Raw genomic sequence first — 25,256 nt, 5'->3', positions numbered from 1 at the left:
CCACAACCTTTACCAAGGGCCGCAGCCCGGTCCCGGCAGACGACTCAGGCCGAGCCGTCGACGACCCACCATGCGGCGTACGGGCTGAGGGCCGCCACGCCATCGGGTCCGCCGGAGACCGGGTGACCGCCGAGAGCATCGACGGGCTGGGCGATCCCCGCCTCGTGCAGGTGCCGGACGGCCACGGTGCGCCACGTCGGGGTCACGTTGTAGACGCCGACCATCGGCCCGCTCGGGTGCGAGCGCACGACGACGAGGACGCCGTCGTCGCTGTCGGCGACGACGCGCACGGGGGCCGACGCGTGCAGCTGGGGCAGGGAGGCGCGCACGCGCGCGAGGTGGCGCAGGCCCTGGAACGCCTTGCCCGGGTCGGTGGCCAGGTCGGCCCGACGGGCGGCGAGGTCCCAGTCGAGGCGCTCACGGTGAGCCCACCGGTTGTCGTCCTCGTGACCCGGCTCGAGGTCCCACAGCGGGTCGTTGGGCAGGCCGAGCTCGTCACCGCTCCACACGACCGGGATCCCGCCCCAGCCCGCGACGAGGGCGTGCGCCAGGAACAGCCGTGCGAGGCCGAGGTCGCGCCCGTCGCGGTCGCCGGCCTCCTCACCGGCCTGCAGCCCCGTCAGGGCCGCGGCCGTGCCCGAGATCCGCTTGTCGCCGGTGGTGGGATTGGCCTGGAAGACAAGGCCGCGCGCCCACGAGCCCGGGAACTCGCCGGCGTACCAGTCGGACAGGAAGCGGCGGTGGGCGAAGCCGTCGAGGCCCGCGCGCGCGGCGTCCTCGTCGTCGATGGCCCAGCCGATGTCGTCGTGGCAGCGCACGTAGCAGATCCACGTTCCGCTCGGCGGGGTCGGCGGCAGCGACGAGAGCGCCACCCGGGCCAGGTGCGTGCTCCCGGTCGCGAGCATCGACCACACCTGCACCATGAGGCTGTTGTGGTACGCGAGGTCGCTGACGCGTCCGGCGTGGGCACCGAGGCCGAGGTACTGGACGAGGTCGCGCGGGCCGACGATGGCCTCGGCCTTGAAGGCGAGGGCGGGGCACGCGATGCGCGCGACGGCGCGCAGGGCCTGGGCCACGGCGTGCACCTCGGGCTGGTTCTGGCAGTTGGTGCCGAGCCGCTTCCACGTGAAGGCGATGGCGTCGAGCCGCAGCACCTCGACGCCGAGGTTGGCCAGGTGGAGGACGATCTCGGCGTACTCCACGAGGACGTCGGGGTTGGACCAGTCGACGTCCCACTGCCACTCGTTGAACGTCGTCCACACCCAGCCACCGAGCTCGTCGTCCCAGGTGAAGTTGCCGGGCGCAAAGTCGGGGAAGACCTCGGGCAGGGACCGCTCGTAGGCGTCGGGCATGACGCGGTCGGGGTAGACGTGGAAGTAGTCGCGGTAGCGCGACTCCCCCGCCCGGGCCCGTCGGGCCCACTTGTGCTCGCGGGCCACGTGGTTGAGCACCAGGTCGAGCACGAGCGAGATGCCCTCGGTGCGCAGGGCACGGGTCAGGGCCCGCAGGTCCTCGACGTCGCCGAGGTCGGGCCGGACGCGTCGGTAGTCGGCCACGGCGTAGCCGCCGTCGTTGTCGCCGTCGCGCGGCAGCAGCAGCGGCATGAGGTGCAGGTAGGTGACGCCGAGGTCGCGCAGGTAGTCCAGGTGCCCCGTCACGCCCTGCAGGTCCTCGGCGAACCGCTCGGTGTAGCAGGCGTACCCGAACATGTCGGGCTGCTGGAGCCAGTCGGGGCGCAGGAGGCGCCTCTGGTCGAGGCGGCGCAGCTCGGGGTCGCGCTCACGGAAGCCCGTGACAGCGCGGTCGATGAGGCGCAGCGCGAGCGCCGACACGTCGTGCTCCGGGTAGAGGGTCGCGAGCGCCGTGACGAGGTCGTCGGTGAAACGGTCGAGGCGCAGCCGGATCGTCTCCCGCTCGGCGGGGTCGAGCCCCGCGAGCAGTGCCGTCATCGACTCCTTCGTCGGCGCGTGGCTCATGGGGCGATTGAACCCCAACGGAGGGCGTTGCGACAGTGGGTCACTCGCCGGCGCGTCCGGCGCGCGTCCGGCACGCGTCGGCTCACTCGAACGGCGACGGGTCCCCGGCGCCGACGCGCGTCACCTCGGGGTAGCCCTCGGACCAGTCGACGACCGTTGTCGGCTCGAGGCCGCACTCCCCCGAGTCGATGACGGCGTCGACGACGTGGTCGAGGCGGTCCTTGATGGCCCAGCCCTCGGTCATCGGCTCCTCGTCCTCGGGCAGCAGCAGGGTGCTGGACAGGATCGGCTCGCCGAGCTCGCGGAGCAGCTCGCGGACGACGGGGTGCTCCGGGATGCGCACGCCGACGGTCTTCTTCTTGGGGTGCAGGAGGCGGCGCGGCACCTCCCTGGTGGCGGGGAGGATGAACGTGTAGGGGCCCGGGGTGGCGGCCTTGACGGCCCTGAAGACGGCGTTGTCGAGGTGCACGAACTGGCCCAGCTGGGCGAAGTCGGCGCACACGAGCGTGAAGTGGTGCTTGTCGTCGAGGTGACGGATGCGCAGGATCCGCTCCTTGCCCTCGGGGTTGTCGAGCGTGCAGCCGAGGGCGAAGCACGAGTCGGTCGGGTACGCGACGAGGCCACCGTCGCGCAGCACCTGCACGGCCTGGCGGATCGCGCGCGGCTGGGGGTCCACCGGGTGGACGTCGAAGTACTTCGCCATGGGGCCACCCTGCCATGCTGGGGCGATGAGCGAGCCTGCGAGCCGGCCCGAGGACGGCGCCACCGACCCGAAGTCGGACCCGAACACCGACCCGTTCACCGTCGTCGACGCACCGGACGCCGGTCGCTGGGAGGTGCGCGAGGCCGACCGCGTCGTCGGCATCGCCCAGTACGTCGTCGTGCCCGGCACCGACGGCCACCCCGACCGGGTCGTCTTCTTCCACACCGAGGTGCGCCCGGAGGCCGAGGGCCACGGGCTGGCGAGCCGCCTGGCCCGCACCGCCCTCGACGCGACGATCGCGTCCGGGCGCGTCGTCGTCGCGCTGTGCCCGTACATCCGCGTCTGGGTGGCTCGCCACGCGGAGCCGTACTCGGAGCACGTCGTGCCGGCCACGCAGGCGGATGTCGACGCCGTCGAGCAGGGCGCGTGACCGCCGGGGCGGCACGCACCCGCGTGGTCGTCGTGGGCGCCGGCATCGTCGGTGCCGCGGTGGCGCGTCGCCTCACCCGGCCCGGCCCGGGTGGGACGGTGCCCGAGGTGACGGTGCTCGAGAAGGAGGCCGAGCCCGGCACGCACCAGACCGGCCACAACAGCGGCGTCGTCCACGCCGGCGTCTACTACGCGCCCGGCTCGGACAAGGCGCGCCTGTCGCGGGAGGGCGTGCGGCGGCTCTCGGCGTACTGCCGCGAGCGCGGCCTGCCCTACGACGAGCTGGGCAAGGTCGTGGTGGCGCTCGATGCGGAGGAGGAGACGCGCCTGCGCGAGCTCGAGCGCCGGGCCAGCGCCAACGGCGTGCCCGGCCTGCAGCGACTCGGTCCGGACGGACTTCGAGATGTCGAGCCGCACGTCACCGGCCGGGCTGCGCTCCTGTCACCGACGACCGCCGTCACCGACTTCGGCGCCGTCGCGCGGTCGTTCCTCTCCGACGCGTCGGACGCGGGCGCGCAGGTGCTCACCGGCTTCGAGGTCGTCGACGTGCGGCGCCGGGACGCCGGACCGGTGCGGCTCACCGCGGCCGACGGACGCGGGGTCACCGCCGACGTCGTCGTCCTCGCCGCCGGGCTCGGGGCCGACCGGCTCGCCGCGCGCGCCGGCGACGGACCGGAGCCGCGCATCGTGCCGTTCCGTGGCGAGTACCTGCGGCTGCGGCCCGAGGCGCGCCACCTGGTGCGGGGGCTCGTCTACCCGGTGCCCGACCCGCGTTACCCGTTCCTCGGCGTGCACCTGACCCGACGAACCGACGGCGAGGTGCTGCTCGGGCCCAACGCGGTGCTGGCCACGGCCCGCGAGGGCTACCGGCGCGGAGACGTCGACGCGTCGCAGCTGCGGGAGCTGGTGGCCTCGGCCGGGTTCCGCCGCTTCGCCCGGGCCAACGTGCGCACCGGGCTGCACGAGGTGGCCGGCTCGTTGAGCCGGCGCACGTACGTGGGCCGCGTCCGTCGCTATGTGCCCGAGCTGCGCCGGACCGATGTGCTCCCTGCGCCGGCCGGTGTCCGGGCCCAGGCGATGGACGGCGACGGCTCGCTCGTCGAGGACTTCCGCTTCAGCCGCGTCGGCGCCGTGTTCTGCATCCGCAACGCGCCCTCCCCCGCGGCCACGGCATCGCTGGCCATCGCCGACCTCGTGGTCGAGCGGCTCGAGCTCGCCTGAGCCGCAGCGCACCCCGTGGTCGCCGACGCGTCACTGCTTGCCGAAGTACGTGCTCGCCTCCATGGCGTCGATGACCGAGGGTGCCTGGTGCTCGTGCACCGACCAGCCGCCGAGGTCGGTCGCGACGTCGATGGCACCGACCACGGGGCTGAGCGCCGCCCAGCCCGACACCGACACGTGCGGCCCCTCGGCGGGGTTCAGGGCGATCTGGGTGCCGAGGGCATCGGGCGCGAGGGCGTTGTCGCCGATGCCGAAGGGGACGTGGTCGACGAAGGACCCGAGCGGGTTCTGGAGCGTCGTCAGCAGCTCGCCGCGCACGTGGTAGTTGCGGACCTGGTCGTCGGCGACGCCGAGGTGGTTGCCGCCGAGCGCTGCTGCCGTGAGCAGGGTGTTGGGGTGGACGCCGGCCGCGTTGAAGGTGACGGCAGGGTCACCGGTGGCGGCAGCCGCGGTGCTGGCCAGTCCGCCGCCGAGCGAGTGTCCGGTGAGGACGAGGTGGTCGGGGCCGACCGCCGTCCCGAGGTCCTGGGCGAGGCGGATCGCCTGCAGGTGCTGCGCGCTCAGCTGCCCGGTGCCCTGCTGGACGTTGGTGGCCCAGTCGCTGACGCTCGTCGGGTCGGTGCCGGCGAAGGCGAGGACGTAGCCGCCGTCGGCGTCGCGGTACACCTGGGCCTGGAAGCCGCCCGGGCCGGTGAGCCGCGACGGGTCGACGCCCAGCGCCCGCAGGTCGTCGCCGGCGACGGGCGTGAAGCGGTCGGTCCCCTCGCCGTCGTAGACGCCCTGCGCGAGGTGTGCCAGCTCGAGGTCGATCGGCTGCGGCTCGGTGCCACGGGTCTGGTCGGCCAGTGGCTTGTAGGGTTCGCTCCCGCCCGGGCTGGGCGCGAAGGGGAAGCTCGGGACGCCACCGCCACCCAAGGGCCATGACAGCACGGGCGCCCTTCCGGCACCGGCGGCGTCGCTCGCACCGCGTTGGGCTCGCGCGTTCTCACGGAGGCGGGAGGCAAGGTCGTCGAGGCGCGTCCCGAGGACCGTGAGGTGCGCGGACGCCCGGCGCCAGTCGTCGGCGGCACGGTCGGCGTCGGGGCCGCCCCACGCCTGCCCGATCGCGGTGACGGCCCGGGAGGCGTCGGCCCGCACGGTGTCGACATCGCGCGCACAGCGGGCGAGCTCGCCGGCGACGCGGTCGAGCACGACGGGGTCGGCACCCTTGCGGTAGAGCACGGCACACCTCCTGACGACGGTGCGGCCACGCTAGGGCGCGCCGGGCCCGCAGTCCATGGGGAGAGGTCCCCGGTGCACGGCGTCAGGCGTGTCGCGAGCGCCGGACTCGGACGACGACGAGCCGGCCGAGCAGGCCGACCGCGAGCACGGCGGCCCCGCCGACGAGCGACGCGAGCGGTACGGCCCAAGCGAGCACGAGGCACCCGACGAGCCCCACCACGGCGATCGTCCGCGGGTACCGCCGGCGCTCGGGTGCCTGGGTCAGGGCCGAGGCGTTGGCCACGGCGTAGTAGGTCAGGACGCCGAAGGAGGAGAACCCGATGACGCCGCGCAGGTCGGTGAGCAGCACGAGCGCCACGACGACGACGCCGAGAGCGACCTCGGCGACGTGCGGGACGGCGTAGCGGGGGTGGATGGCCGCGAGCGCCCGCGGCAGGTCGCCCTCACGCGCCATCGCCAGGGTCGTGCGCCCGACGCCGGCGACGAGCGCGAGCAGTGCCCCGAGTGCCGCGACGACCGCTGCCGCCGACACGACCCACTGCAGCCAGCCGTCTGGTCCCTGGCCCTGCGCCACACGGGCGAGCGCCCGCAACGGTGCCTGGGACGCGGTCGTGCCGGAGGGGCCCAGGCCGTGCAGCAGGAGGGCGCCGGTGACCGCGTAGAGCGGCACCACGATGGCGAAGCTGAGCATGATCGCACGCGGGATCGTCCGGCCCGGGTCCACCACCTCCTCCCCCATCGTCGCCACTCGTGCGTAGCCCGCGAAGGCGAAGAAGAGCAGGGCCGCACCTTGCAGGACTCCCCCGACACCTCCCGAGCCCGGTGTCACGACCCCGCCGTCGAGGGGCGCCTTCCCCCACAGCAGCACGGTGCAGGCGACCAGGACGACGGCGAGCAACGTCAGGACGAGCGTGACCAGAGCACGCGTCAGAGCGGCAGTCCGCGTGATGCCCCGGCAGTTGACGGCCACGATCGCCGCCACGACGCCCGCTGCCACCGGCCGCTGCCAGGGTTCGGGGACCAGGTGGACGGCCACCGCGAGCGCCATGGCAGCGCAGCTGGCCGTCTTGCCGATGACGAAGCCCCAGCCCGCGACGAAACCCCACCACGGACCGAGACGCTCGCGGCCGTAGACGTAGGTGCCGCCCGATCTCGGGTACTGGGCGGCGAGCTGCGCCGAGGACGCCGCGTTGCAGAACGCGACGACGGCGGCGACCAGGAGGGCGAGCAGCAGCCACGAGCCGGCCGACGCGGCGGCCGGCGAGAACGCCGTGAACAGGCCCGCGCCGACCATCGAGCCGACGCCGATGAGCGTCGCGTCGGAGGTGGTGAGGCGCCGGGCGAGGGCGGGGGCGTCCGAACCGGTGGGGGTGGTGGTCACGGGCCCGAGTCTGCCCGTTCGCCCACCCGCAGCACCTGATCGGGCTTGCGGGTGGGCGTTGGGTGTCTCAGGCGCTGAGGCCGTCGAGGAGCGCGGCGAACGGCGTCACGTCCTCGAACGGGTCGACGCGCTCGCGGCGCGGCGCTCCGGTGAGGAGGCCGGCGAACGCCGACCCCGCGCGCGTGATGCGCTCACCGAGCCGCCCGGCCTCGACGCTGCCCCAGTCCTCGGACGCCGCGAAGACGGCGACCGGGGCGACGAGCGCGCCGAGGTGGGCGAAGAGCGGTCGCAGCGCGTGGTCGATGGCCAGCGAGTGCCGGGCCGTGCCACCCGTGGCGCCGAGCAGCACCGGGGTGTCGCGCAGGGCGTCCTTGGGCAGCACGTCGACGAGCATCTTGAACAGGCCGCTGTACGAGGCCGCGTAGACCGGTGTCGCCACGATGACGGCGTCGGCCCCGGCGATCGCGTCGAGCCGGGACTGCAGCTCGGGGGCGGCGAAGCCGGTGAGGACGTTGTCGGTCAGCTCGTGCGCGACGTCACGGACCTCGACGACCTCGACGACGACGTCGCGGGGCGCGAGGGCCGCCACGAGGGCGTCGGTGAGGCGGTCGGCGAGCAGGCGCGTCGAGGACGGCTGGGTCAGGCCGGCCGTGACGACGGCGAGGTGGAGCGGCTGGTGCAGGTTCGCGGTCATCGGGTCACCTCCGCGGTGTCCTGGGCGGTCCGGGTGGTGCGGGTGCCGGCCTCGGGCGAGGCCCCGGTGACGTCGTCGGCGGCCGCGTACACCGTCGCGTCGTGGGCGCCCCCGGCGGCGGCGACGAGGCTGGGGTGCGTCGGGGCGTCGGGCACGTGCGCCGGCTTGAGGGCGGCAAACTCCTTGCGCAGCACGGGCACGACCTCCTCGCCGAGGATGTCGAGCTGCTCGAGGACCGTCTTGAGCGGCAGGCCGGCGTGGTCCATGAGCCACAGCTGGCGCTGGTAGTCGCCGACGTAGTCACGGAACCCGAGGGTGCGCTCGATGACCTCCTGCGGGCTGCCGACGGTCAGCGGCGTCTGGGTCGTGAAGTCCTCGAGCGAGGGGCCGTGGCCGTACACCGGCGCGTTGTCGAAGTACGGGCGGAACTCGCGGACCGCGTCCTGGCTGTTCTTGCGCATGAACACCTGGCCGCCGAGGCCGACGATGGCCTGGTCGGCGCTGCCGTGGCCGTAGTGCTCGAAGCGGCGGCGGTACAGCTGCACCATCTGGGCCGTGTGGCTGGCCGGCCAGAAGATGTGGTTGGAGAAGAAGCCGTCGCCGTAGTACGCGGCCTGCTCGGCGATCTCGGGGCTGCGGATCGAGCCGTGCCACACGAACGGTGCGACGCCGTCGAGCGGGCGGGGCGTCGAGGTGAAGCCCTGCAGCGGCGTCCGGTGCTTGCCCTGCCAGTCGACGACGTCCTCGCGCCACAGCCGGTGCAGCAGGGCGTAGCTCTCGATGGCGAGCTCGATGCCCTCGCGGATGTCCTTGCCGAACCACGGGTACACCGGGCCGGTGTTGCCCCGGCCCATCATGAGGTCCACCCGGCCGTCGGACAGGTGCTGGAGCATCGCGTAGTCCTCGGCGATGCGCACCGGGTCGGTCGTCGTGATGAGGGTCGTCGAGGTCGACAGGATGATCCGCTCGGTCTGCGCCGCGATGCTCGCGAGCAGCACCGGCGGGTTGCCCGGCGCCACGAACGGCGGGTTGTGGTGCTGTCCGGTGGCGAAGACGTCGAGACCGACCTCCTCGGCCTTCTTCGCGATGGCGACGGTGGCCTTGATCCGCTCGTGCTCGGTCGGCGTGCGACCCGTCGTCGGGTCGGTCGTGACGTCGCCGACGGTGAAGATCCCGAACTGCATGGCTCCCACTCCTTGATTGTTGAGAATTCAACCACTCTAACGCAGGGACCCCTTGACCCATTCCCGGCGTGAAAGGCTGGGGCCATGTCGCCGGTCCACGCCCTTGCCCGCACGGTGTGGCGCCGGATCGGGGGCCGGTGGCAGTGGCGGCTGCTGCGCTGGCGCCACGACACCTTCCTCGTCGGGCTCACCGGCGCCGTGACGACACGCGACGGCCGGGTCCTCGTGCAGGAGCACCGGTACTGGATGGGCAACCCGTGGGGGCTGCCGTCCGGCTGGGCCGAGGTCGGCGAGACGTGGGAGCAGGGTCTGGCCCGCGAGGTCCGGGAGGAGACCGGACTGCGCCTCGAGGAGGTTCGGGTCCTGCGGGTGCGCCCCGTGCCCGGCGCCCGGCGCGGACCGCGCATCGAGGTCGTGCTCGCGGGCGTGCTGCCCGACGACGCCGTACCGGTGCCCGACGGCAGCGAGGTGCTGCGGGCCGAGCTGCTGACGCTCGACGATGCTCGTCTGCGGCTGCGCCCCGAGCACGTCCGGCTCCTCGACCTCGCTGTGACATCCTGACGCGGTGACCCCGCAGGACCGCCGCATCACCCGCCCGCGCACCGATCGTCCGAGCACTCCCGGCCACGGGTCCGAGCCCGTCTCGCCGAAGGACCGCTTCATCACCGTCTACGGGCGCAACCCCGTGCACGAGGTGCTCCTCGACGACACCCTGCACGTCGACAAGGTCGTCGTCGCCGAAGGCGTCCGGGGTGCCGGCATCCGGGAGATCGAGCAGGCCGCCAGGCGCCGCGGCGTCCCGGTCCAGCGGGCCAGCGCCGACCGCGTCAAGAAGCTCGCCGGCAACGGCCGACAGGACCAGGGCGTCCTCGCCGACGTCGTGGCGCCCCGGATGCGCCCGCTCGACGCGGCCCTCGACGCGTTCGACGCCGACGACGCCGACGACTCGGCGCTCGGCTCGGTTCTCGTCCTCGACGGCATCACGACCCCGGCCAACGTCGGCATGATCCTGCGCTCGGCCACGGCCGCCGGAGTCGGCGGCGTGGTCGTCCCGCGGCGTGGCGTCGCCTCGCTCGACCCGCTCGTCGTCAAGGCGTCGGCGGGGGTCGCGTTCAAGGCGCCCATCCTCAAGACGGCGACCGCCGAGGAGGCCGTCAGCGCCCTCAAGGCGCGCGGCTTCCACGTCGTCGGCCTCGACGCATCGGGCGACGACGACCTGTTCGCCGCGCACCTTCGCGAGCCGGTGGCGTTCGTCCTCGGCAGCGAGACGGCCGGGCTCTCGCCCGAGGTCGCGCGCCTCGTCGACACGTGGGTGTCGATCCCGATGGCCTCGGGCGTCGAGTCGCTCAACGTGTCGGCGGCGGCCGCCGTGGTCTGCTTCGAGCTCGTCCGGCGCTCGCGTCTCTGACCGTCGCCCGACAGCGGGCACCCGTCAGCCGCACCACTTGTCGGCGAGGGCGCGCACGACGGTGATGTTGCGCGCCGTGCCGACCGCGCCCGTCAGCTTCTCGATGCGGGCGTTCGTCAGCTTCGAGCCCTGCACGCCGTCGGACAGGAACAGCACGATGTCGCCGCCGACGACCCGCGCGGCCTCGGTGGGCACGTCCCAGGCGTGCAGCGCCTCGACGCCGTCGGGTGCCAGGTCGCCGGTCATGAAGGTGACGTAGCGTCGCGCGTCCGAGGCGATGGGTGAGGTGAGCGCCTCCGCGTCGTCGGCGAGCCGGCGCAGCTGGGCGGGGGTGCGCACGACCACCGGCACGTCGAAGCCGAAGGCCTCGCTGATCAGGCGGCGCAGCTCGACCTCGACCTTGGCGGCGCTGCGCATCGAAGAGGTGACCTTGACGTTGCCGCTCTGGATGTGGGTCTCGACGTCGCGGAACCCGTTGTCGGACAGCACGTTCCGCAGCCGCTCCATGCGCACCTGCCGCTTGCCGACGTTGACGGCGCGGAGGAAGCCGATGTAGACGCCCATGTCAGCCCCGCTCCCCCGCCAGCACGCCCGACCCTACCCGCTCGACGCGTCCGCCCACGTGCACCCGGCCCTCGGCGTCGAGCTCGAGCACCAGGCGTGACGGCCGGCCGACGGCGGCCCCTTGGCGCACCTCGATGACGGCCTCGCGATGGCCCTGCTCGGCCAGCCAGCCGCCGAGGTTGGCGCAGGCCGACCCGGTGGCCGGGTCCTCGACGACCGAGGCGTCCTGGGTGAAGAAGAGGCGGGCCTCGATGGACGCCGGACCGGTCCAGGCCCACACGTAGACGTGCGGCGGCCGGCCGGGTGAGGTCATGTGCTGCGCCATGAGGCGAGGGTCGGCGACGCAGGCCCGGACGTCCTCGGGTCCGCGCAGGCGCACGACGAGCTGCTCGACGCCCGCATCGACCCACGACGCGTCGGCCACGGCGTCCTCGGCCAGCCCCAGGGTGCGGGCGAGGTCGGCGGCGCTCGCGGCGACCGGGCGCGCGCGGGCGGAAGGGGCGTCGAGGCGCCAGCCACCCGCCACACGGTGCACCGGGATGCGTCCCGCGGGCATCGTCAGGTGGACCTGCTCAGGAGCCGCGGCACCCGCGGATGAGACGAGCCCGGCGACGACCTCGGCGGTGCCGAGCGTCGGGTGCCCCGCGAACGGCATCTCGTGCCCGGGCGTGAAGATCCGCACCGACGCCTCACCCGCGCCGTCGTGCCCGGTGACGAATGTCGTCTCGCTGAGGTTGAACTGTCGTGCCCACCGCTGCATGGACGCATCGGGCAGGTCGGCGGCGCCGGTGAGCACGCACAGCGGGTTGCCGGAGAACGGGTCGCCCTCGACGGCGAAGACGTTGAGCAGCTCGAAGGACAGGTCCATGGGGCGAGTCTGCCCGAGCGGGTGCGAGGATGGCGCCATGGCCCAGCGCGACGGCGTCGTCCCCGGCGACATCTACCTGTTCCGGCACGGCGAGACCGAGTGGTCGCTCACCGGCCAGCACACCGGCACCACCGACCTCCCGCTCCTGCCCGAGGGCGAGGCGGCGGCGCGCGAGCTGGCCGACATCCTGCGGCCCCGCACCTTCGCACGGGTGCTCGTCTCGCCGCTCCAGCGGGCCAGGCGCACGGCCGAGCTCGCCGGCCTCGGCGACTTCGAGGTCGAACCGCTGCTGCGCGAGTGGGACTACGGCGCCTACGAGGGAGTCACGACGAAGCAGATCAGTGCTGACATCGGCCACCCGTGGGAGGTCTTCGTCGACGGCGTCAAGCCCGGCGTCACCCCCGGCGAGACGATCGAGCAGGTGGCCGAACGCGCCCAGCAGGTCATCGAGAAGGTGTGGCCCGCCCTGCAGGACGGCAACGTCGCCCTCTTCGGGCACGGGCACGCGCTGCGCGTCCTCACGGCCACCTACCTCGGCGTCGACCCGCGCTTCGGCCAGCAGCTGGTCCTCGACGCCGGGTCGATGAGCGTGCTGACGCACCACCGCTCCACACGGTGCATCGGCTCGTTCAACCTCTCGCCCTGGCGCCTGCTCAAGGACGCCTGACCCGAAGGGTCCCGACGCGTCAGTACCCCTTAGGACGCCTCATGGCGCCGACGGCAGCTCCCACGTGTGGACGGGCTCGTTGGCCATCATCCCCTCGATGTAGTGCCCGAGCATCTCGCGCAGCGCCTTGTCGCGCGTCAGGCCGCGGGCCTCGAGCCGCGCGACGCACTCGGTCTGCCACGAGGCGCCGTTGACGCCGGTGAGGCAGCGTTGCTCGATCATCGTCAGGTAGCGGTCCCGCACCGCCGAGGACACGCCCCACCGCTCGAGGCCCTCGTGCGCCATCGGCAGCAGGCGGCGCAGCACCAGCTCGGTCGTCGGCACCTCACCGAAGCCGGGCCAGTACGAGCGGGCGTCGATGCCGAGCCGCGCGCCCTCCTCGAAGTTCGCCTCCGCCGCGGAGAAGCTCATCCGCGTCCAGACCGGGCGGTCCTCCTCGGCGAGGACGCGGAGGGTGCCGTAGTAGAACGCGGCGTTGGCGAGGACGTCGGCGATGCTCGGGCCGGCCGGCAGCACCCGGTTCTCGACGCGCAGGTGCGGGCGGCCGCCGACGATGTCGTAGATCGGCCGGTTCCACCGGTACACGGTTCCGTTGTGCAGCCGCAGCTCCTTGAGCTCGGGCACCTCGCCGCGCTCGAAGACGTCCTCGGGCTGCTCCTCGGAGATCTCCGGCAGCAGCGCCGGGAAGTAGCGCACGTTCTCCTCGAACAGGTCGAAGATCGAGGTGATCCACCGCTCCCCGAACCAGACCCGGGGCCGGACGCCCTGGTTCTTCAGCTCGACCGAGCGCGTGTCGGTCGACTGGGTGAACAGCGGGATGCGGGTCTCGGCCCAGAGGCGCTGCCCGAGGAAGAACGGGGAGTTGGCACCGACCGCCAGCTGCGGGCCGGCGAGCACCTGGGCGGCGTTCCAGTGGTCGGCGAACCGTTCGGGCTGCACCTGCACGTGCAGCTGGATCGACGTGCACGCCGACTCGGGCGCGAGGCTGTCGGAGTACCGCGCGATCCGCTCGCCGGTCGGCCCCTCGAGCTCGAGCCACACGTCCTCGCCCCGCGCGTCGAGGACGGCGTTGTTGAGCGCGGCGTAGCGGATGTTCTCGCTGATCCAGTCGCCCTCGAAGTGCTCAGACATGATCGTCGGCAGGATGCCGATGGCCACGATGCCGACGCCGAGGTCGGCGGCCCGGGCCGAGGCCTGGTTGAGCGACTCGCGCAGGTCCTTCTCGAGCTCGAGCGCCGAGTCGCCGGGCAGCGGGCGCGGGTGGACGTTGAGCTCGATGTTGTAGCGGGCGAGCTCGGTCTGGAAGTTCTCGTCGGCGATCTGCTCGAGGACCGTCTTGTTGTCGAGCTTCGGGCCGAGGTCCTCCGACACGAGGTTGAGCTCGATCTCGAGGCCCGTCATGGGTCGGTCGAACTCGAACTCGCTCTTGCCGAGCATGCGTTCGAACACGTCGAGGTCACGCCGGACCTTCTCCCGGTACTGCTGTCGCTGTTCCCGGGTGTACCTGGCCTGCTCGACGTCGGCTCCCACGAAGCGAGACAACCACATGTGGGAGCCCGACGCGAGCAATCGGGCCGGGGTGTTCAGCCCTCGAACGCCTCCGGCGGCGGGCACGAGCAGACGAGGTTGCGGTCGCCGTAGGCGCCGTCGATGCGGCTCACCGGGGGCCAGTACTTGTCCGGGGCCGACACGCCGACCGGGAAGGCGGCCGTGGCGCGGTCGTACGGGTGGTCCCACTCGCCGGCCAGGCGCATCGAGGTGTGGGGTGCGTGCCGCAGCACGCTGTCGGCCACGGGGACCTCGCCGCGGCCGACCTGCTCGATCTCCTCGCGGATCGCGATCATCGCGTCGCAGAACCGGTCGAGCTCGTAGAGGTTCTCCGACTCGGTGGGCTCGACCATGAGCGTGCCGGCGACCGGGAAGCTCATCGTGGGCGCGTGGAAGCCGTAGTCGATGAGTCGCTTGGCGACGTCGTCGACCGTGACGCCGGTGCGGGCGGTCAGGGCGCGCAGGTCGAGGATGCACTCGTGCGCGACGAGGTCGTCGGTGCCGGAGTAGAGCACCGGGTAGTGCTCGCGCAGCCGGGCGGCCACGTAGTTGGCGTTGAGGACGGCGGTCTGGGTGGCGTGGCGCAGGCCGTCGCCGCCCATGAGCCGCACGTACGCCCACGAGATCGGCAGGATGCTCGCCGAGCCGTACGGCGCCGCGGAGATCGGGCCGACGCCGGTCTCGGGACCGGCCTCCGGCGCGAGCGGGTGGTTGGGCAGGTGCGGCGCGAGGTGGGAGCGCACGGCCACCGGACCGACGCCGGGGCCGCCGCCACCGTGCGGGATGCAGAACGTCTTGTGCAGGTTGAGGTGGCTGACGTCGGCGCCGAACTTGCCAGGCTGGGCCAGGCCGACAAGCGCGTTGAGGTTGGCGCCGTCGACGTAGACCTGACCACCGGCGTCGTGGACGAGCTCGCACAGCTCGGTGATGGTGTCCTCGTAGACGCCGTGGGTCGAGGGGTAGGTGACCATGATCGCGGCGAGGTCGTCGCGGTGGGCCTCGATCTTGGCGCGCAGGTCGTCCATGTCGACGGTGCCGTCGGGGGCGGTCTTGACGACGACCACCTTGAGTCCCGCCATGACGGCCGAGGCGGCGTTGGTGCCGTGGGCGCTCGCCGGGATGAGGCAGACGCGGCGGTGCCCCTCACCGTTGGCCTGGTGGTAGGCGTGGATCGCGAGCAGGCCCGCGAACTCGCCCTGGGAGCCGGCGTTCGGCTGCAGGGACACGGCGTCGTAGCCGGTGATCTCGCACAGCCAGGCGGCGAGGTCGTCGATGAGGGCGCGGTAGCCCTCGGACTGCTCGGCCGGCGCGAACGGGTGCAGGTTCGCGAACTCGGGCCAGGTGATGGCCTCCATCTCGGTCGTCGCGTTGAGCTTCATCGTGCACGAGCCGAGCGGGATCATGCCGCGGTCGAGGGCGAAGTCGCGGTCGGCGAGCCGGCGCAGGTAGCGCAGCATCGCGGTCTCCGAGTGGTGCGCGTGGAAGACCGGGTGGGTGAGGAAGTCCGACGTGCGCGCGAGCGTCGCAGGCACGCCCGACGCATCGGCGTCCCCGGACGCGTCGGTGCCCGACGCGTCGACGCCGAAGGCCGCGAGGATCGCGGACACGGTTGCGGCCGTGGAGGTCTCGTCGAGGCTGAGGGACACGCGGTCGGCGTCGACCCGGCGGAGGTTCATGCCGCGGTCGGCGAAGGTCGTGACGACGTCGTCCGCGCGGCCGGGCACCACCACGGTCAGCGTGTCGAAGAACGCGGTCGTCTCGACGTCCACACCGCCGTCGACCAGCCGCTCGCGCAGGGCCGTGGTGAGGCCCGTGACGCGCCGGGCGATGCCGACGAGCCCGTCCGGACCGTGCCACACGGCGTACATGCTCGCCATGACGGCGAGGAGCACCTGGGCGGTGCAGATGTTCGAGGTCGCCTTCTCACGGCGGATGTGCTGCTCGCGGGTCTGCAGGGCGAGCCGGTAGGCCTGGTGGCCGTCGGCATCGACGGAGACGCCGACGAGGCGGCCGGGCAGCTGGCGCTCGAGGCCGCGGTGCACGGCCATGTAGCCGGCGTGCGGGCCACCGAAGCCCATCGGCACGCCGAAGCGCTGGGCGCTGCCCACGGCGATGTCGGCGCCCCACTCCCCCGGCGCCGTGACGAGGGTCAGGGCGAGCAGGTCGGCGCACGCCGTGACGAGCCCGCCGGCGGCGTGGACGGTCTCGGTGAGCGTCGCCCAGTCGTGCAGCTGGCCCGACGCGTCAGGGTACTGGAGCACGACACCGGCGACCGGCGCACCCTCGGCGACCGAGGCCAGGGCGTCGGCGTCGGTGACCGGGCGCAGGTCGGCGACGACCAGCGGCAGGCCGATCGCCTCGGCGCGGGTGCGCATGACGGCGATGGTCTGCGGGAACACGCGCTCGTCGACGAGGACGACGGCCTCGGCCTTGGCGCGGGTGGCGCGGTGCATGAGCGACATCGCCTCGGCCGCCGCGGTGCCCTCGTCGAGCAGCGACGAGCCGGCGACGTCGAGGCCGGTGAGGTCGGTGACGACGGTCTGGAAGTTGAGCAGCGCCTCGAGGCGCCCCTGGGAGATCTCGGGCTGGTACGGCGTGTACGCGGTGTACCAGGCGGGGTTCTCGAGCACGTTGCGCTTGACGACGGGCGGCGTGACCGTGCCGTAGTAGCCGAGGCCGATGAGCGAGGTGAGTACCGTGTTGCGAGAGGCGAACCCACGCAGCTCGTCGATGACGGCGCTCTCGCTCGCGGCGGCCTCGAGGGCCAGCGGCGCGTCGGAGCGGATGGCGCCCGGGATGGCCCGGTCGCAGAGGACGTCGAGGCTCGGCTGGCCGACCACCTCGAGCATCCGGGCGACGTCGTCCTCACGAGGACCGACGTGGCGGCCGACGAAGTCGGCGAAGCCCTCGGTGGAGGTGGTGGACGCCGCGGTCTCGGCGGCGAGCTGGTCGGTCGACATGCGGGGCTCCTGGCGGGATGAGCGGATGACACACACGCTCCCCGTCTGTCACCCACCGGCTCCAGAGGTGCCTCGCCCGCGTGGTCCTGGCGCCTGAGAGGTTCCGGGGATGTTGCCCCTTCGGCGCCTCGCAGGTGGTGACACCTCGAGGACTCTCCCACGCGGGGTGATCGGCACCGTCAAATCTACCAGTCGACGCAGCAGGGCCCGCCCGGACGTACCGGGCGGGCCCTCGTGGTGTCGCTGGTGGGTGTCGCTGGCCGGCTCAGGCCATCTTGCGGGCCTGGCGGCGCGCCGTGAGCTCGTCGCCGGGGTGGTCGGCCGGGGCCTCGTCGTCGGGACGCTCGCTCGGCAGCTGCGCGAGCTCGCCCTCGACCTCGCGCCACACGCGTCCGACGGCGATGCCGAAGACGCCCTGCCCGCCCTGGACGAGGTCGATGACCTCGTCGGCCGACGTGCACTCGTACACCGAGGCGCCGTCACTCATCAGGGTGATCTGGGCGAGGTCCTCGACGCCGCGCTCACGCAGGTGGCTGATGGCGACGCGGATCTGCTGGAGCGAGACGCCGGTGTCGAGCAGCCGTTTGACGACCTTGAGCACGAGGATGTCGCGGAAGCCGTAGAGCCGCTGGGTGCCCGAGCCCGTGGCGCTGCGGACTGACGGCTCGACGAGCCCGGTGCGGGCCCAGTAGTCGAGCTGGCGGTAGGTGATGCCGGCAGCGCGGCACGCGGTGGGGCCCCGGTAGCCGATGTCGTCGGCGAGGTCGGGCAGGTCGTCGGTGAAGAGCAGACCCTGGGCGCTGCTGGGCACCGTGCGGCCCGGTTCGGGCGCGTTCTCCATGGCGGCCATGCCGTCCTCCTCAGGGCGGGCCTGCGCGACACGCGCAGACGACATCGGGATAACTACACACACGTCGTTATCCGACGGTAGGACGCGGGTAGGTGGGCGTCAATCACCGGGCGCTCCCGGCGTCGGCGTGTCGCGGTGTGCCGACCCACCTTCACCTTCGACCTGAACGTGAGGGTCGGTCACTCCCCCGAGCCGGGCTGCCCGGGACGGCCGGGGTCGCCCTGTTCCCCGGGCTCACCGCCGGAGGGACCCTCGAAGTCCTCGGCCGACACGTGGTCGAGGAACTCCTTGAAGCGCTCCACCTCGTCGTCCTCCTCCGAGCTGACGACGATCGCCGCCTCGTCGAGGATCGCGGGATCGACGAGCACCGGGGACCCGGTGCGCAGGGCCAGGGCTATCGCGTCGCTCGCGCGCGAGCTGATCTCGACCGAGCCGTCGACGACGAGCGCGGCGTGGAAGACGGAGTCCTTGAGGGCGACGATGCGCACCTCCGTCAGCTCGTGGCCCAGGACCGCGAGGACGTCGCGCAGCAGGTCGTGGGTCAGCGGGCGCGGGGGTACGACGCCCTGCTGGGCGTAGGTGATGGCGGCCGCCTCGGCGGCACCGATCCAGATCGGCAGGTACCGACCACCGTCGCGCTCGCGCAGCAGCACGATGGGGTTGTTCGTCGGCATCTCGACCCGGACACCCAGGACATCGACCTCTCTCACGACTCCACCGTACCCCGGGGCCCGCCGCGTGTCGGGAGGGTCCTGCAGGGCTCAGCGGGCGAGACCGGCCTTGACGAGGGCGACGTGCAGCGCAATGCACGACGCCGCGATCTGCGCCGCGCGATCGCCCCTGGTGTCGTCGTCGCGGTGGGTCGACAGCACCTGGTCGACGAGCCCGATCTCGCGGTCGGCGGCCGTGCGGAACGGGCGCAGGTGACGCGGCTCGAGTCCGTGGGCGGCGAGGGCGTGCGCGGCTGCCGCGACGGCCACCTGGTCCTGGCCGTAGTGGCCCGACGCGTCGGCGGTCAGCAGCCCGAACGTCTCGAGGGCGTGCATCGTCGGCCGGTCGATGCCCGTGGCCTGACGAAGCTCGGGGCCGGTCAGCATCACCCCGGTGCGCTGCGCGAGGTCGGCGGCATCCGGCACGTCGGGGTCGGGGGCCGGCTCGGGCGGCACGGGGCGCCCTCCCCCGCTGCCGGGGTCGGTGAGGCCCCGGTCGAGGGCGTCGAGCGCCTCGCGGATGACCTTGAGCGGCCAGAACCGGTCCCGCTGTGCCGCCAGGACGTAGCGCAGCCGCTCGACGTCGGACTCCGCGTAGGTGCGGTAGCCCGACGCCGTGCGGTGCGGCGTCACGAGCCCCTCGGCCTCGAGGAAACGGATCTTGGACGCCGTGACGTCGGGGAAGTCCTCCGTGAGGGCGGCGATGACCTTGCCGATGGTCAGGCGTGGTCCCGAGGGCAGCACGCCCTCGCCCGTCGTCCCCGTGGGCATCCGTCGGTCAGGCGGCGTAGTAGACGAGGCGGAACTTGCCGATCTGGACCTCGTCGCCCGTGTGCAGCGGCGCCTCGTCGATGCGCTCGCGGTTGACGTACGTGCCGTTCAGCGAGCCGGCGTCGCGCACGAGGTAGCCGGTGTCGCCGTGCTTGACGAACAGGGCGTGCTTGCGCGAGACGGTGACGTCGTCGAGGAAGATGTCGGAGTCGGGGTGACGCCCGGCCGCGACCTCCTGGTCGTCGAGCAGGAACCGGGCGCCGGTGTTGGGTCCCCGCAGCACGACGAGCAGCGCCGTGCCCGGGCGAAGCGCCTCGATCGTGGCCTGGTCCTCGGCCGTCAGGCCTCGCGGGTCCAGGTGCTCGGTGTCCTGGGCCGGGACGCCCTGGAACCGCATGGTGCGCGGCTCGACGTTCATGTCGTCGGAGTCGAACTGGTCGCTCGACATGCGGTCCTCCTCGTTCTGGTGGTCGGAGTTCGGCTCGTCCCGGTCGGGAGCGTCGTGCTCGTCGTGATCGTCGTGATCGTTCGACATGCCGTCCTCCTGCCGTCGGTGGGGCGAAGCGGGCGTCACCACTCTAGTTGACGCCCGTCCCCGTCGCGCCCGCCGACGCGGCCGCGGGATCGACCATTCGATGGTCGCCGTGGCACGTGCGGTCGGGCGCGACGGACCGCACGTGAGGGACCGTGCGGGTGACGCGGGAAGTGCAGGGTGCTGCGGGTGCTGCAGGGGTGCTCCGACCGGGTCAGGACAGCGATGCGGTGTAGGTCGAGGCGTCCATGAGTCCGTCGACGGCAGCGGCGTCGGCCGGACGCATCTCGAACATCCAGCCCTCACCGTACGGGTCGGAGTTGATGAGCTCGGGCGAGGCGTCGAGAGCGTCGTTGACGGCGGTGACCTCGCCGTCGAGCGGCGCGAAGACGTCGCTGACCGACTTGGTGGACTCGACCTCGCCGCAGGAGTCGCCGGGCGACACGGTGTCGCCGACCGCCGGGAGGGACACGTACACGACGTCACCGAGGGCGTCCTGCGCGAAGGAGGTGATGCCGACGCGGACGACGCCGTCGTCACCCACCCGGACCCACTCGTGGTCGCTGGTGTAGCGCAGGTCGGCGGGGTACTCGAGGTCGCTCATGTCGCTCCTAGCTCGTCGCTGAGGTGGTCGGGGTCGGCGGCGTCACTCCACCGGCAAGGGAGAGGATGCCATGTCGGGGTCGGTCCGTCCTCCGCCGGGCCGTCACTGGGCCGGCTTCGCGTGGGTCATGGGGCGCGACTCGTGCACCGAGGTGATCTGGATCGACGGCGACTCGGTGACCGTCGCGTTGGCGCCCTTCTGCCGCACCGTCTCGACGATCCCGCCGGGGATCGTCATCGCCGAGGACAGCGTCTTGGCGTCGCCGATGGCCTTGATCTCGATGGGACGGGTGATCGCCTTGCCGTCGACGAGGAGGTCGCCACCGGCGTCGCCGACGAAGGAGGACGCGACGACGCGCACGCCACCGACGTCGATCGACTCGGCGCCGGCGTCGCGCAGCTCCTGGATGATGTCGAGGACGACCGGCCCGGTCACCTGCTTGTCGGGGTCGGAGATCGTCAGGACGATGCCCGGGCCCTTGGCGCCGATCGTGCCGGCGAGGATGCCGAGGGTGTCGAAGCGCTTCTGGGCCTGCGCGAGGGCCTCCGCGGCCGTGCCGGTGCCGCTCTTGAGCCGGTCCCGGGTGGCCTCGAGCTCACGGACCTGCTCGTCGAGGCGCGAGGACTTGACCGAGATGTCGTCGAGGACCCGGACGAGGTCGGTCTGGCTCAGCTGGTCCAGGCCGCGCTCGTTCGTCAGCTGCACCTGGGCGGCAATGCCGGCCCCGAGCAGGACGGCCAGCAGCGCGCCGAGGAGGTTCGCGCGGGTGGCCCGGGGGCGCGACATCGCGAAGAGTCGTCGCCAGGCCGCCACGCCCTCGACGGGACGTCGCCCGGGTTCGGCGGCCGCCTCGGCCTCGGTGAAGTCGTCCTCGACGCCGTATCGGTCCTCGATCGGGGCTGCGGGCTCGGGTGGCTGCGCGTCCGTGGCCGGCGCGTCGTCGGCGTGGGGAGTGCCGGGCTCGGGCGTGCCGGGCTCGGGCGTGCCGGGCTCGGGCGTGCCGGGCTCGGGCGTGCCGGGCTCGGGCGTGCCGGCGTCGGTGACGTCCGGTTCGGGCGTCTCGTCGGGCGGTGTCTGCTTGCGGGTCATCGTCACGCCTTGAACAGGTGCCGCCGGATCGAGGCCACGTTGGAGAAGATCCGCACGCCGAGGACGACGACGACGCCCGTCGACAGCTGGGCGCCGACGCCGAGCTGGTCGCCGAGGAAGACGATGAAGGCGGCGACGACGACGTTCGACAGGAACGACACGACGAAGACCTTGTCGTCGAAGATCCCGTCGAGGATGGCGCGGATGGCACCGAACACGGCATCGAGCGCCGCGATGACGGCGATGGGCAGGTAGGGCTGGAGCCACACCGGGACCGACGGGTGCATGAACAGGCCGATCGCCAGGCCTGCCAGCAGTCCGAAGACGGGGATCACGGGTTCTCCTGACTGTTGCCTGCGCTGGTCGTCGATGGTGCGGTGGTCGGGCTGTCGGTGGCGGTGTCCACGGCGGTACCGGTTCCCGAGGGGGCCCCGCCCGGGGGCGCGGTACCGGGGGCCGCCTTGCGCTGGGTGGTCGCGCCCGGGCTCGTCGAGGGGGCCGAACCCGCGGGCGTGATGGGCCGGGCCACGTCGAGGCGCGACGCCGAGTCGGCCGGCACGCTGAGGGCGTCTGCGGTCTTGAGCACCGAACGGATCTTGAACTCCTGGGTCAGCTGCGAGAGGTAGACACCGGCGAAGGCCTGCTCGAAGAGCTGCTGCATGCCGGCGCCGTCGCCGAGGGCGGTGATGACGTAGGGCCGGGCCAGGGGCCGGAAGTCGACGATGATCGCCTGCCCCGCGAAACGGATCGCCGCCGTGGAGCTGAGGCGGTGGCCGTTGATCGAGATGGCCTCGGCCCCCGCGCCCCACAGCCCGTTGACGATGATCTGCAGGTCGGCGGAAGTGACCCGTCCCGGCTCGAAGCCGCTGCTCGGCCGCGACCCCGCACCCCCGCCGGCCTCGGTGGAGGCCGCGTCGTCGATGGTGAGGGTCAGGCCCGGACCGGTGAGCCCCACGGTGCCGGCCTGGACCTCGAGTCCGGCGATCTGGCCACTGAGGTCGGTCGACCCGCTCTGCTTGAGGGCCAGGGCCTCGTAGTCGCGGACCTGCCGGGTCAGCGCGCCGACCTTGGCGTCCTGCGCGCTCGCCTGCTTCTGGAAGCCCTCGATGCGGGCGACGAGCTGGGCCTTGACCTGCGCGGCGGCCGTCGGCTTGGGCCGCAGCGAGAGGGCGGCCAGGGCGAAGAGGAAGCCTGTGAGCACGGCGAGGACGATGACCAGAGGCGTGCTGTACGAGGTCGCGCGCGGCAGGCCCTGCGCCGCGCGCCGGTCGGCGGCCTGCTGGTAGCCCGGGTCGAGCGGGCGCTCGAGCATCGAGGTGATGAGCGTCATCGACGCGTCGGGGCGCCGGCGCCCGCCTGTGCCGCCCGTCCCGCCCGTCCCGCTCGGGTCGTTCGTCATGACGCCACCGCCCGGGCCGCGCGGTCCCGCAGGACGATGCGCGCGTGGATGCCGTAGAGGACGGCGGCGAGCCAGTAGAGCGTGATCCCCCACCAGGCGAAGCCCCAACCGATGGGTTGGGCGAGGTCTCCCAGCCAGTCGTCGCGCTGGGCCAGCAGCAGGAGCGGGAAGGCGTAGAGGAGGTTGAAGGTTGCTGCCTTGCCGACGTAGTGCACGGGCAGGCCGAGCTGCCCGCGCAGGCGCAGGTAGGCCAGCATGACGCCCATGACGACCTCACGCGCGAGGAGCACGACGACGACCCACCACGGGATGACCTCGCGCCAGGCGAGGCCGAGCAGCGTCGTCAGGATGTAGAGGCGGTCGGCGATCGGGTCGAGGAACTGCCCGAGGCGCGACTCCATGCCGAACGCCCGTGCGATCTTGCCGTCGAGGTAGTCGGTGACCCCGGAGAGCATGAGGATCAGCAGGGCCAGGCCGTCGCGCTCGGCGAGGATCGCCCAGAGGAAGACGGGCACGCCGAGCAGCCGCAGCACCGACAGGGCGTTGGGGATCGTCAGGAGCTGGTTCGACACCACGTGCTCGCGGTCCGCCGCGTCCTTCTGCTCACCCACGGCGGTCAGCCTAACGGGCACCCTGCGGGCCCGCGCACGCTGCTCGGCATCGATCCGGACACGCTGTGACACACTCCGCACCATGTCCGGCGGACACAGCCACAGCCACCGACCCGGCGACCACGAGGCCGCGGCGTCCGTGTCCGTGAGTGCGCTCGCCCGCGTCGCCCTGACCGCCTTCGTCGTCCTCGCCGCAGCGGCGACGCTCTTCGGCGTGGTGCGCTTCTGGCCGTCGGACGCCGGAGCGGCCGCGCGTGTGGGAACCACCGACTTCGCCGCGCCGGGTGTCACCTTCCCGCTCGCCGAGGTGCTCGACGTGCTGCCGGCCTGCGCGGGACAGGACGCCTCGACCGGGGCCCCGACCGCACCGGGACAGGGCGGTGACGTGGCCGAGGCCGGTGCGACGTGCGGCGCCATCCGGGTGCAGCTCGAGCAGCCGACCGCGTCCTCCGGTGACGTGCACCCCACGGTGACCGTCGCCGTACCGCCCCCCGTGTCCGAGTCCGGTCTGCGCGCCGGCGACACCGTCCAGCTCATGCGCACGCCACCGGCCCAGGGACAGCCCGAGGGCTTCTCCTTCCTGCAGGTGCAGCGCGGCGCGCCCCTGTCGCTCATGCTCGGGCTCTTCGTCCTCGTCGTCGCGGTCGTCGCCCGATGGCGCGGGATCCTGGCGCTCGTCGGGCTCGGCCTCGGCGGGCTCGTCGTCGCGCGCTTCATGCTGCCGGCGCTGCTCGAGGGGCAGTCGGGGCTGCTCGTGGCCGTCGTCGGCAGCTCGGCGATCATGTTCGTCGTCCTCTACCTCGCGCACGGCCTCTCGATCCGCACGAGCACGGCCCTCGCCGGCACCCTCTTCGGCGTCGGGATCACGGCCGGGCTCGGCCTGCTCGCCGTCGATCTCGCGCGGCTCAGCGGCGTGGCCGACGACGAGGGTGCGACGCTGTCCTCGTTCGTCACGACGCTGCACCCGCAGGAGCTGCTGACGTGCGCCATCATCGTCGCCGGCCTCGGCGTGCTCAACGACGTGACGATCACGCAGTCCTCAGCCATCTGGGAGCTGCGCGCGGCTGCACCCGCGATGGGGCGGCGTGAGCTGTTCCGCTCCGGTATGCGCATCGGCCGCGATCACATCGCCTCGACGATCTACACCATCGTCTTCGCCTACGCCGGTGCCGCTCTGCCCGTCCTCATGCTCCTGTTCCTCTACGAACGGCCCGTGCTCGACCTGCTCCAGACCGAGTCGCTGTCCGAGGAGATCGTGCGCACGCTCGCGTCGGCCATCGGCCTCGTCCTCGCCGTGCCGGTCACGACGGCGATCGCGGCCTTGACGGTCGGTGCCGCCGACGTGCGTGCGGCCAGTCCGGACGCCGACGGTCCCCGAGGCGACGACGACGCCGGCGGCCGGGCGACGCCGACCGCCGCGGACCTCGAGCTCGTGGCCTCCGGCCCTCCCCCACCCCGGACCCGGGCTGAGGCACGCGCACGGGGCGGCGGCTGAGAGAGCTCGCGGTCGCGCCGGGCTGCAACCGGCCACGGGCAGGAGTCTGCTTCGGCGAGGCCGCGGAGGGTCGGGCTGACAGGAGCCGCCGTCGCGTCCCGGCGCTCGTTCCTCGCGCCGGTCCGCTCCGGCTCCCGGCAACTTGGCCGCCCGACACGTGAAAGGGCCCGCCGGACGACTTCGTCGTTCCGGCGGGCCCTTTCACACGGTCGGGCTGACAGGATTTGAACCTGCGACCCCTTGACCCCCAGTCAAGTGCGCTACCAAGCTGCGCCACAGCCCGTTGCCCCTCGGGGCGATCGAAACCATAGCGCACCCCCTGCCCCACAACCGAATCGGGGTGCCGGGCCGGGATGCGCCCTGCTGGCGCG

Annotated in this window: 25 protein-coding genes, 1 tRNA gene and 1 riboswitch; of the genes, 6 read left to right on the top strand and 20 right to left on the bottom strand. The window is 72.9% G+C overall.

Annotated elements, in window-relative coordinates; translation table 11 throughout:
* Positions 1-44: 44 nt before the first annotated feature.
* Both AC3A5R_RS08540 and AC3A5R_RS08535 read right to left on the bottom strand, forming a co-directional pair.
* The gene (locus AC3A5R_RS08540) at positions 45-1,976 is read right to left on the bottom strand and encodes an alpha-amylase family protein (protein WP_487620320.1); all 1,932 of its coding nucleotides are present in this window, start codon (positions 1,974-1,976) and stop codon (positions 45-47) included.
* Between the two features lie 82 nt (positions 1,977-2,058).
* Complete coding sequence (locus AC3A5R_RS08535; RefSeq protein WP_487620319.1) at positions 2,059-2,679, bottom strand: L-threonylcarbamoyladenylate synthase; 621 nt, start codon at positions 2,677-2,679, stop codon at positions 2,059-2,061.
* A 25-nt stretch (positions 2,680-2,704) separates the two neighbouring features.
* On the opposite strand from AC3A5R_RS08535, the gene AC3A5R_RS08530 reads away from it, so the two are divergent.
* On the top strand, positions 2,705-3,109 hold the full coding sequence (locus tag AC3A5R_RS08530) for a GNAT family N-acetyltransferase (protein WP_487620318.1): 405 nt from the start codon (positions 2,705-2,707) through the stop codon (positions 3,107-3,109).
* Positions 3,106-4,329: an L-2-hydroxyglutarate oxidase gene (lhgO, locus tag AC3A5R_RS08525; RefSeq protein WP_487620317.1), complete on the top strand. Its 1,224-nt coding sequence runs from the start codon at positions 3,106-3,108 to the stop codon at positions 4,327-4,329. Before AC3A5R_RS08530 ends, lhgO begins: the two co-directional genes overlap by 4 nt.
* 30 nt (positions 4,330-4,359) lie before the next feature.
* On the opposite strand, the gene AC3A5R_RS08520 is transcribed toward lhgO, so the two are convergent.
* The 4 genes from AC3A5R_RS08520 to AC3A5R_RS08505 all read right to left on the bottom strand — a co-directional run bounded on the left by AC3A5R_RS08520 (position 4,360) and on the right by AC3A5R_RS08505 (position 8,809).
* Positions 4,360-5,550, bottom strand: coding sequence for a WXG100 family type VII secretion target (locus AC3A5R_RS08520; RefSeq protein ID WP_487620316.1), 1,191 nt, complete (start codon positions 5,548-5,550; stop codon positions 4,360-4,362).
* Between the two features lie 82 nt (positions 5,551-5,632).
* Positions 5,633-6,931 carry an APC family permease gene (locus AC3A5R_RS08515; protein WP_487620315.1) on the bottom strand — a complete coding sequence of 433 codons (1,299 nt, stop codon included), beginning with the start codon at positions 6,929-6,931 and terminating at the stop codon, positions 5,633-5,635.
* A gap of 67 nt (positions 6,932-6,998) precedes the next feature.
* On the bottom strand, positions 6,999-7,625 hold the full coding sequence (locus tag AC3A5R_RS08510; protein ID WP_487620314.1) for a CE1759 family FMN reductase: 627 nt from the start codon (positions 7,623-7,625) through the stop codon (positions 6,999-7,001).
* Positions 7,622-8,809 (bottom strand): LLM class flavin-dependent oxidoreductase, encoded by a 1,188-nt coding sequence (locus AC3A5R_RS08505; RefSeq protein ID WP_487620313.1) that lies wholly within the window; start codon positions 8,807-8,809, stop codon positions 7,622-7,624. Before AC3A5R_RS08505 ends, AC3A5R_RS08510 begins: the two co-directional genes overlap by 4 nt.
* 84 nt (positions 8,810-8,893) lie before the next feature.
* Between AC3A5R_RS08505 and AC3A5R_RS08500 the strand changes: the two genes are divergently transcribed.
* Both AC3A5R_RS08500 and AC3A5R_RS08495 read left to right on the top strand, forming a co-directional pair.
* Complete coding sequence (locus AC3A5R_RS08500; protein WP_487620312.1) at positions 8,894-9,370, top strand: NUDIX hydrolase; 477 nt, start codon at positions 8,894-8,896, stop codon at positions 9,368-9,370.
* A gap of 4 nt (positions 9,371-9,374) precedes the next feature.
* A complete protein-coding gene (locus tag AC3A5R_RS08495; protein WP_487620311.1) occupies positions 9,375-10,217 on the top strand; it encodes a TrmH family RNA methyltransferase in 843 nt (280 codons plus the stop codon).
* A gap of 24 nt (positions 10,218-10,241) precedes the next feature.
* On the opposite strand, the gene AC3A5R_RS08490 is transcribed toward AC3A5R_RS08495, so the two are convergent.
* Positions 10,242-10,781 (bottom strand): DUF1697 domain-containing protein, encoded by a 540-nt coding sequence (locus tag AC3A5R_RS08490; RefSeq protein ID WP_487620310.1) that lies wholly within the window; start codon positions 10,779-10,781, stop codon positions 10,242-10,244.
* 1 nt (position 10,782) lies between these two features.
* Positions 10,783-11,649: a PhzF family phenazine biosynthesis protein gene (locus AC3A5R_RS08485; RefSeq protein WP_487620309.1), complete on the bottom strand. Its 867-nt coding sequence runs from the start codon at positions 11,647-11,649 to the stop codon at positions 10,783-10,785.
* Positions 11,650-11,686: 37 nt separating this feature from the next.
* Between AC3A5R_RS08485 and AC3A5R_RS08480 the strand changes: the two genes are divergently transcribed.
* The gene (locus AC3A5R_RS08480) at positions 11,687-12,316 is read left to right on the top strand and encodes a histidine phosphatase family protein (RefSeq protein ID WP_487620308.1); all 630 of its coding nucleotides are present in this window, start codon (positions 11,687-11,689) and stop codon (positions 12,314-12,316) included.
* 39 nt (positions 12,317-12,355) lie between these two features.
* Here AC3A5R_RS08480 and AC3A5R_RS08475 read toward each other — a convergent pair whose 3' ends face one another.
* The 11 genes from AC3A5R_RS08475 to clsA all read right to left on the bottom strand — a co-directional run bounded on the left by AC3A5R_RS08475 (position 12,356) and on the right by clsA (position 23,390).
* Positions 12,356-13,864 carry a glutamate-cysteine ligase family protein gene (locus AC3A5R_RS08475; RefSeq protein ID WP_487620307.1) on the bottom strand — a complete coding sequence of 503 codons (1,509 nt, stop codon included), beginning with the start codon at positions 13,862-13,864 and terminating at the stop codon, positions 12,356-12,358.
* A 35-nt stretch (positions 13,865-13,899) separates the two neighbouring features.
* Positions 13,900-16,824: an aminomethyl-transferring glycine dehydrogenase gene (gcvP, locus tag AC3A5R_RS08470; protein WP_487620306.1), complete on the bottom strand. Its 2,925-nt coding sequence runs from the start codon at positions 16,822-16,824 to the stop codon at positions 13,900-13,902.
* 71 nt (positions 16,825-16,895) lie between these two features.
* Positions 16,896-16,994, bottom strand: a riboswitch (glycine riboswitch).
* A 95-nt stretch (positions 16,995-17,089) separates the two neighbouring features.
* The gene (locus AC3A5R_RS08465; protein WP_323098384.1) at positions 17,090-17,674 is read right to left on the bottom strand and encodes a MerR family transcriptional regulator; all 585 of its coding nucleotides are present in this window, start codon (positions 17,672-17,674) and stop codon (positions 17,090-17,092) included.
* Positions 17,675-17,853: 179 nt separating this feature from the next.
* A complete protein-coding gene (locus tag AC3A5R_RS08460) occupies positions 17,854-18,384 on the bottom strand; it encodes a bifunctional nuclease family protein (protein ID WP_487620305.1) in 531 nt (176 codons plus the stop codon).
* Positions 18,385-18,435: 51 nt separating this feature from the next.
* The gene (gene ftsR, locus AC3A5R_RS08455; protein ID WP_487620304.1) at positions 18,436-19,155 is read right to left on the bottom strand and encodes a transcriptional regulator FtsR; all 720 of its coding nucleotides are present in this window, start codon (positions 19,153-19,155) and stop codon (positions 18,436-18,438) included.
* A 7-nt stretch (positions 19,156-19,162) separates the two neighbouring features.
* Complete coding sequence (locus tag AC3A5R_RS08450; protein ID WP_487620542.1) at positions 19,163-19,603, bottom strand: FHA domain-containing protein; 441 nt, start codon at positions 19,601-19,603, stop codon at positions 19,163-19,165.
* A gap of 298 nt (positions 19,604-19,901) precedes the next feature.
* Positions 19,902-20,291 carry a glycine cleavage system protein GcvH gene (gene gcvH / locus AC3A5R_RS08445; RefSeq protein ID WP_487620303.1) on the bottom strand — a complete coding sequence of 130 codons (390 nt, stop codon included), beginning with the start codon at positions 20,289-20,291 and terminating at the stop codon, positions 19,902-19,904.
* Positions 20,292-20,393: 102 nt separating this feature from the next.
* Entirely contained in the window at positions 20,394-21,380 is a 987-nt protein-coding gene (locus AC3A5R_RS08440; protein WP_487620302.1) for a DUF881 domain-containing protein, read from the bottom strand.
* Positions 21,381-21,382: 2 nt separating this feature from the next.
* The gene (locus AC3A5R_RS08435) at positions 21,383-21,715 is read right to left on the bottom strand and encodes a small basic family protein (protein WP_323098405.1); all 333 of its coding nucleotides are present in this window, start codon (positions 21,713-21,715) and stop codon (positions 21,383-21,385) included.
* A complete protein-coding gene (locus AC3A5R_RS08430; protein ID WP_487620301.1) occupies positions 21,712-22,779 on the bottom strand; it encodes a DUF881 domain-containing protein in 1,068 nt (355 codons plus the stop codon). Before AC3A5R_RS08430 ends, AC3A5R_RS08435 begins: the two co-directional genes overlap by 4 nt.
* Positions 22,776-23,390, bottom strand: coding sequence for a cardiolipin synthase ClsA (clsA, locus tag AC3A5R_RS08425; RefSeq protein ID WP_487620300.1), 615 nt, complete (start codon positions 23,388-23,390; stop codon positions 22,776-22,778). Before clsA ends, AC3A5R_RS08430 begins: the two co-directional genes overlap by 4 nt.
* A gap of 82 nt (positions 23,391-23,472) precedes the next feature.
* Here clsA and AC3A5R_RS08420 point away from each other — a divergent pair, with 82 nt between their 5' ends.
* Positions 23,473-24,885 (top strand): YibE/F family protein, encoded by a 1,413-nt coding sequence (locus AC3A5R_RS08420; RefSeq protein WP_487620299.1) that lies wholly within the window; start codon positions 23,473-23,475, stop codon positions 24,883-24,885.
* Between the two features lie 209 nt (positions 24,886-25,094).
* Here AC3A5R_RS08420 and AC3A5R_RS08415 read toward each other — a convergent pair.
* Positions 25,095-25,168 (bottom strand) — tRNA-Pro (locus tag AC3A5R_RS08415).
* Positions 25,169-25,256 lie beyond the last annotated feature (88 nt).

The organism is Intrasporangium sp. Soil_C_50 (assembly GCF_057656595.1).
This window is presented reverse-complemented; position numbering and strand designations above follow the sequence as displayed.

Excerpts from the sequence above, each read along its gene's own strand:
- AC3A5R_RS08485 (WP_487620309.1), bottom strand. The coding sequence starts at position 11,649 with ATGGACCTGTCCTTCGAGCTGCTCAACGTCTTCGCCGTCGAGGGCGAC.
- AC3A5R_RS08465 (WP_323098384.1), bottom strand. The coding sequence starts at position 17,674 with ATGGCCGCCATGGAGAACGCGCCCGAACCGGGCCGCACGGTGCCCAGC.
- AC3A5R_RS08535 (WP_487620319.1), bottom strand. The coding sequence starts at position 2,679 with ATGGCGAAGTACTTCGACGTCCACCCGGTGGACCCCCAGCCGCGCGCG.
- AC3A5R_RS08540 (WP_487620320.1), bottom strand. The coding sequence starts at position 1,976 with ATGAGCCACGCGCCGACGAAGGAGTCGATGACGGCACTGCTCGCGGGG.
- AC3A5R_RS08450 (WP_487620542.1), bottom strand. The coding sequence starts at position 19,603 with ATGTCGAGCGACCAGTTCGACTCCGACGACATGAACGTCGAGCCGCGC.
- AC3A5R_RS08430 (WP_487620301.1), bottom strand. The coding sequence starts at position 22,779 with ATGACGAACGACCCGAGCGGGACGGGCGGGACGGGCGGCACAGGCGGG.
- AC3A5R_RS08530 (WP_487620318.1), top strand. The coding sequence starts at position 2,705 with ATGAGCGAGCCTGCGAGCCGGCCCGAGGACGGCGCCACCGACCCGAAG.
- gcvH (WP_487620303.1), bottom strand. The coding sequence starts at position 20,291 with ATGAGCGACCTCGAGTACCCCGCCGACCTGCGCTACACCAGCGACCAC.
- AC3A5R_RS08500 (WP_487620312.1), top strand. The coding sequence starts at position 8,894 with ATGTCGCCGGTCCACGCCCTTGCCCGCACGGTGTGGCGCCGGATCGGG.
- AC3A5R_RS08420 (WP_487620299.1), top strand. The coding sequence starts at position 23,473 with ATGTCCGGCGGACACAGCCACAGCCACCGACCCGGCGACCACGAGGCC.
- gcvP (WP_487620306.1), bottom strand. The coding sequence starts at position 16,824 with ATGTCGACCGACCAGCTCGCCGCCGAGACCGCGGCGTCCACCACCTCC.
- AC3A5R_RS08475 (WP_487620307.1), bottom strand. The coding sequence starts at position 13,864 with ATGTGGTTGTCTCGCTTCGTGGGAGCCGACGTCGAGCAGGCCAGGTAC.
- AC3A5R_RS08480 (WP_487620308.1), top strand. The coding sequence starts at position 11,687 with ATGGCCCAGCGCGACGGCGTCGTCCCCGGCGACATCTACCTGTTCCGG.
- AC3A5R_RS08505 (WP_487620313.1), bottom strand. The coding sequence starts at position 8,809 with ATGCAGTTCGGGATCTTCACCGTCGGCGACGTCACGACCGACCCGACG.
- AC3A5R_RS08440 (WP_487620302.1), bottom strand. The coding sequence starts at position 21,380 with ATGACCCGCAAGCAGACACCGCCCGACGAGACGCCCGAACCGGACGTC.
- ftsR (WP_487620304.1), bottom strand. The coding sequence starts at position 19,155 with ATGCCCACGGGGACGACGGGCGAGGGCGTGCTGCCCTCGGGACCACGC.
- AC3A5R_RS08490 (WP_487620310.1), bottom strand. The coding sequence starts at position 10,781 with ATGGGCGTCTACATCGGCTTCCTCCGCGCCGTCAACGTCGGCAAGCGG.
- AC3A5R_RS08510 (WP_487620314.1), bottom strand. The coding sequence starts at position 7,625 with ATGACCGCGAACCTGCACCAGCCGCTCCACCTCGCCGTCGTCACGGCC.